Here is a 3,962-nt window from a genome sequence, read left to right as displayed (position 1 = left end):
AAGAATTTTCTATCGGGTGGCATTACACTGGAATCTCATCTGGCCGCCACTGGCAATAGCCAAGCCGAGTTGATTTCCACATTGAGTGGCAATGCAACCGTTGCGCTTGATGGCAGCACAATTGATTTTTCAAAATACAAGGGCAAAAAAATACTGGTAGTTAATACAGCTTCAAAATGTGGTTATACCAAACAATACGAAGGATTGGAAAAATTATACGAACAATACAAAGACAAATTGGTGATTGTAGGTTTTCCTGCCAACAATTTTGGCGGACAGGAACCAGGCACCAACACCGAGATCGGCGAATTCTGCAAAAAAAATTACGGCGTTACCTTTCCCATGGCGGCAAAGATTTCTGTTAAAGGCGATGATACTGCACCTATTTACAAATGGCTTTGCAGCAAAGCAGAAAATGGTGTATTGGATGCTGAAATAAAATGGAACTTTGGTAAATTTTTATTGGATGAAAACGGAAGCCTGATCTCTTATTTTCCAAGTAAGGTTGAGCCAATGAGTGAAGAGATTACCAGTAAATTATAATCTAAAAAACTATTTATATAAATCCGGAGTTTTAAAAAACTTCGGATTTCTTTTTTAATTTACTTTGCACCCATGCAATTTCATTCCATCACCGGCCAAAAAGAAACCAAAGAACAATTGGTACAAATGATTCAGCACAACAGGCTGAGCCATGCTTTATTGTTTTTGGGTAAAGAAGGCAGCGGTGCTTTGCAACTGGCCATGGCTTTTGCACAATATATTGTTTGCGAAAAAGTAAATGGAAAAGGGACAATTGGCAATAAGCAATTGGCAAATGAGCCTTCATTATTTGGAGACCCTGAACCGCAAACGAACAACGAACAACAAACAACGGACAACGATTCCTGCGGCGAATGCCCAGCCTGTAAAAAAGCCAACGAACTCATTCATCCCGATATACATTTCAGCTACCCGGTAATTACAAAAAAGCCCGGCGAAAAACCCATTAGTGCCGATTTTATAAAAGAATGGCGGGAGTTCATTGTTCAAAACCCTTATGGTAATGTGTATGACTGGCTGCAATTTATTGGTGCCGAAAATAAACAGGGTAATATCACCGCAACAGAATGCAATGATATTAACCGTACCATGAGCCTGAAAAGTTTTGAAAGCGAATACAAGATCCTCATTATGTGGATGCCCGAATTTTTAGGTAAGGAGGGTAACAAATTATTAAAGCTGATAGAAGAACCGCCGCCAAACACCCTTTTTATTTTTGTAGCCGAAAATGAAGATTTGATCTTACCCACTATTTTATCCAGAACACAATTGGTAAAAATCCCTTTGCTCAGCAATATTGAAGTAGAAGCGGCATTGGAATTAAATGAAGGCATAAGTGTGGAAAAGGCGGGCCAGATTGCCGCAATTGCCGAAGGCAATTACCGGGAGGCCCTGCAATTATTGCAACATGCCGAAGACGATTGGCAGGCCACGTTAAGGGAATGGCTGAATGCTGTTTTAAAAACCGGGCCCGTGGCACAGGTAAAATGGATTGACGATACTGCCAAAATAGGCAGGGAAAAACAAAAGCAATTTCTTAAATACTTTATTCATTTACTGGAACTGGCGATAAGATTAAGGGTAATAGAGACGAACAACGAACAACGAATAATGAACAATGACCACGACTTTGCATTAAGGTTGAACAAGATCTGTTCTATTGGCCAGCAGGAGGCAATTATTAACGAATTAGACAAAGCCAGCTATTATATTGAGCGTAATGCCAACGCCAAAATGCTCTTTCATGCCCTTTCCATCAGGTTATATCATATTATTAGCAACAAATCAGTAATTTTGGTGAACTGAGGAATTTGAAACGGAGAACAGGCAATTACTAAGAACGATTATTTTGTTATCAGCATATAATCTTTAATCAACATCGTTGTGTCACTCACTTGTACGGCATACCATTACGGAGCCTTACCTGCCGAATAGAAATATATAGTTGAAGAGTGCGACGCCAATGAAACCCATTAGTAATTCTCCCGCCCGGTTCAAAAAACTTCCTCCTTATTTTTTAACTAACACTTAATTGTTGTCTATATGGGATGTGGAAGTGGAGGATGCGGCACAAAAGATGGTGCACCGGGTGGCTGCCAAAGCCATGGCAGTTGCAGTACCGGCGGTTGCAACCGGATGAATGTACACGATTGGCTGGCCAATTTACCTTTCAGCGACCCCGAAAGTAATTGCCGCATTATTGAAGTAAGTTTTAATAATGGCAGCCGCAAAGATTTCTTTAAAAACAATACACTTCATTATTACGAAAAAGGCGATATGATTGCTGTGGAAGGCATCAGCGGTTTTGACGTGGGCATGGTAAACCTTACCGGCGAGCTGGTACGTATACAAATGAAGAAACGTAATGTTGATGAAAAAAGCCCCGACATTAAAAAGGTTTTGCGCCGTGCCACCGATACCGACATTGCAAAAATGAAAGAAACCAAAGCAAGGGAAGCACAGGTTTTAATTCGCAGCCGTGCTATGGCCCGGCAGTTAAATTTAGAATTAAAAATGGCTGAAGTGGAAATACAGGCCGATGGCCGCAAAGCCACTTTCTTTTATATTGCTGATGACCGTGTGGATTTCAGGGAGCTGATAAAATTATACGCTGGCGAGTTTAAGGTAAAAGTAGAAATGCGCCAGATTGGTGCAAGGCAGGAAGCTGGTAAGGTTGGGGGCATTGGCAGTTGCGGCCGGGAATTGTGTTGCAGCAGCTGGCTTACCGATTTTAAAAGTGTAAATACTAATGCAGCCCGTTATCAAAATTTAAGCATCAACCAAACAAAACTTAGCGGACAATGCGGCCGTTTGAAATGCTGTTTAAATTACGAGCTGGATACTTATATGGATGCATTGCAATTTTTTCCTGATGATGCAGAAATGCTGGAGATGGAAAGAAGCCGTGCTTTTTTAGTAAAGAAAGATATTTTTAAAAACCTGATGTGGTACACCATGCCGGATAGTAATAAACAATATCCGCTTACTATTGAAAGGGTTAAAAAAATTAAAGAACTCAATAGACAAGGTGTTAGGCCTGCAGACCTGGAACCTGTAGAAGTAATAACCAGCAAACCAAAAGATATTGAACCGGTTTATGCCGATGTGGTAGGTCAGATAAGCTTGAAGAGTTTAGAAAAAACAAGCCGCAAAAGAAGGGATAACGAAAGAAATCAGCAGGGGGGCAACAGTCAACAGGCAATGGGTAATAGGCAAGGAGGAACTCAACAAGGCAACAGGCAAGGCGATAACCGGCAGCAGGGAAACAGACCACAACAACAGGCTGGAGGTAATCAACCTAACCGTGGCCAGCAAGGTGGTGGTCAACAAAACCGTTCGCAAAATACTGGTGGGCAAAATCAGCAGAGGCCAAATCCAAATCAACAAAACAGGCAGCAAAGGCCACCGCAAAACAGAGGTGGGCAAAATCAGCAGCGGCCTAATCCAAATCAAGGCCCTAAAAATGAAGGTGAAAAAAATATTTAACTAATATTAATCACGTCAGGTTTTATCGCCTGACGTTTTTACTTTTACAACATAATTTTTTAAATGTCCATTACAGTAAATAATCTCTCCAAAATTTACGGCGCTCAAAAAGCAGTTAATAATATTTCGTTTACTATTAATAAAGGTGAGATTGTAGGTTTTTTAGGGCCTAATGGTGCAGGCAAATCTACCACCATGAAAATTATTACCGGTTACCTTAAAGCCGATGGTGGAAATGCTGCAGTATGTGGTATTACCGTTGATGAAAACAGTAACGAAACCAAAAAGAAAATTGGTTATCTGCCCGAAGCTAATCCGCTATATCATGATATGTATGTAAGAGAGTATTTAGATTTTGTAAGCAATGTGCATGAAGTAAATAATAAAAAAGAAAAAATAGAAGAAGTAATAAAAACTGTTGGCTTAAGTGTGGA

Annotated in this window: 4 protein-coding genes; all 4 read left to right on the top strand. The window is 40.4% G+C overall.

All coding sequences use genetic code 11. From position 1 onward, the window contains the following. The first annotated feature begins 69 nt into the window (after positions 1 to 69). Positions 70 to 543, top strand: coding sequence for a glutathione peroxidase (locus tag ACY65O_RS16750; protein ID WP_462222008.1), 474 nt, complete (start codon positions 70 to 72; stop codon positions 541 to 543). A 72-nt stretch (positions 544 to 615) separates the two neighbouring features. Beyond that, complete coding sequence (locus tag ACY65O_RS16745) at positions 616 to 1,848, top strand: DNA polymerase III subunit (protein WP_462222007.1); 1,233 nt, start codon at positions 616 to 618, stop codon at positions 1,846 to 1,848. A 237-nt stretch (positions 1,849 to 2,085) separates the two neighbouring features. Continuing rightward, a complete protein-coding gene (locus tag ACY65O_RS16740) occupies positions 2,086 to 3,528 on the top strand; it encodes a PSP1 domain-containing protein (protein WP_462222006.1) in 1,443 nt (480 codons plus the stop codon). A 63-nt stretch (positions 3,529 to 3,591) separates the two neighbouring features. Continuing rightward, on the top strand, positions 3,592 to 3,962 hold a 371-nt coding region (locus tag ACY65O_RS16735; RefSeq protein ID WP_462222005.1), incomplete at its 3' end, for an ATP-binding cassette domain-containing protein.

The organism is Ferruginibacter sp., assembly GCF_031430955.1.
Lineage (GTDB): Bacteria > Bacteroidota > Bacteroidia > Chitinophagales > Chitinophagaceae > Ferruginibacter.
This window is presented reverse-complemented; position numbering and strand designations above follow the sequence as displayed.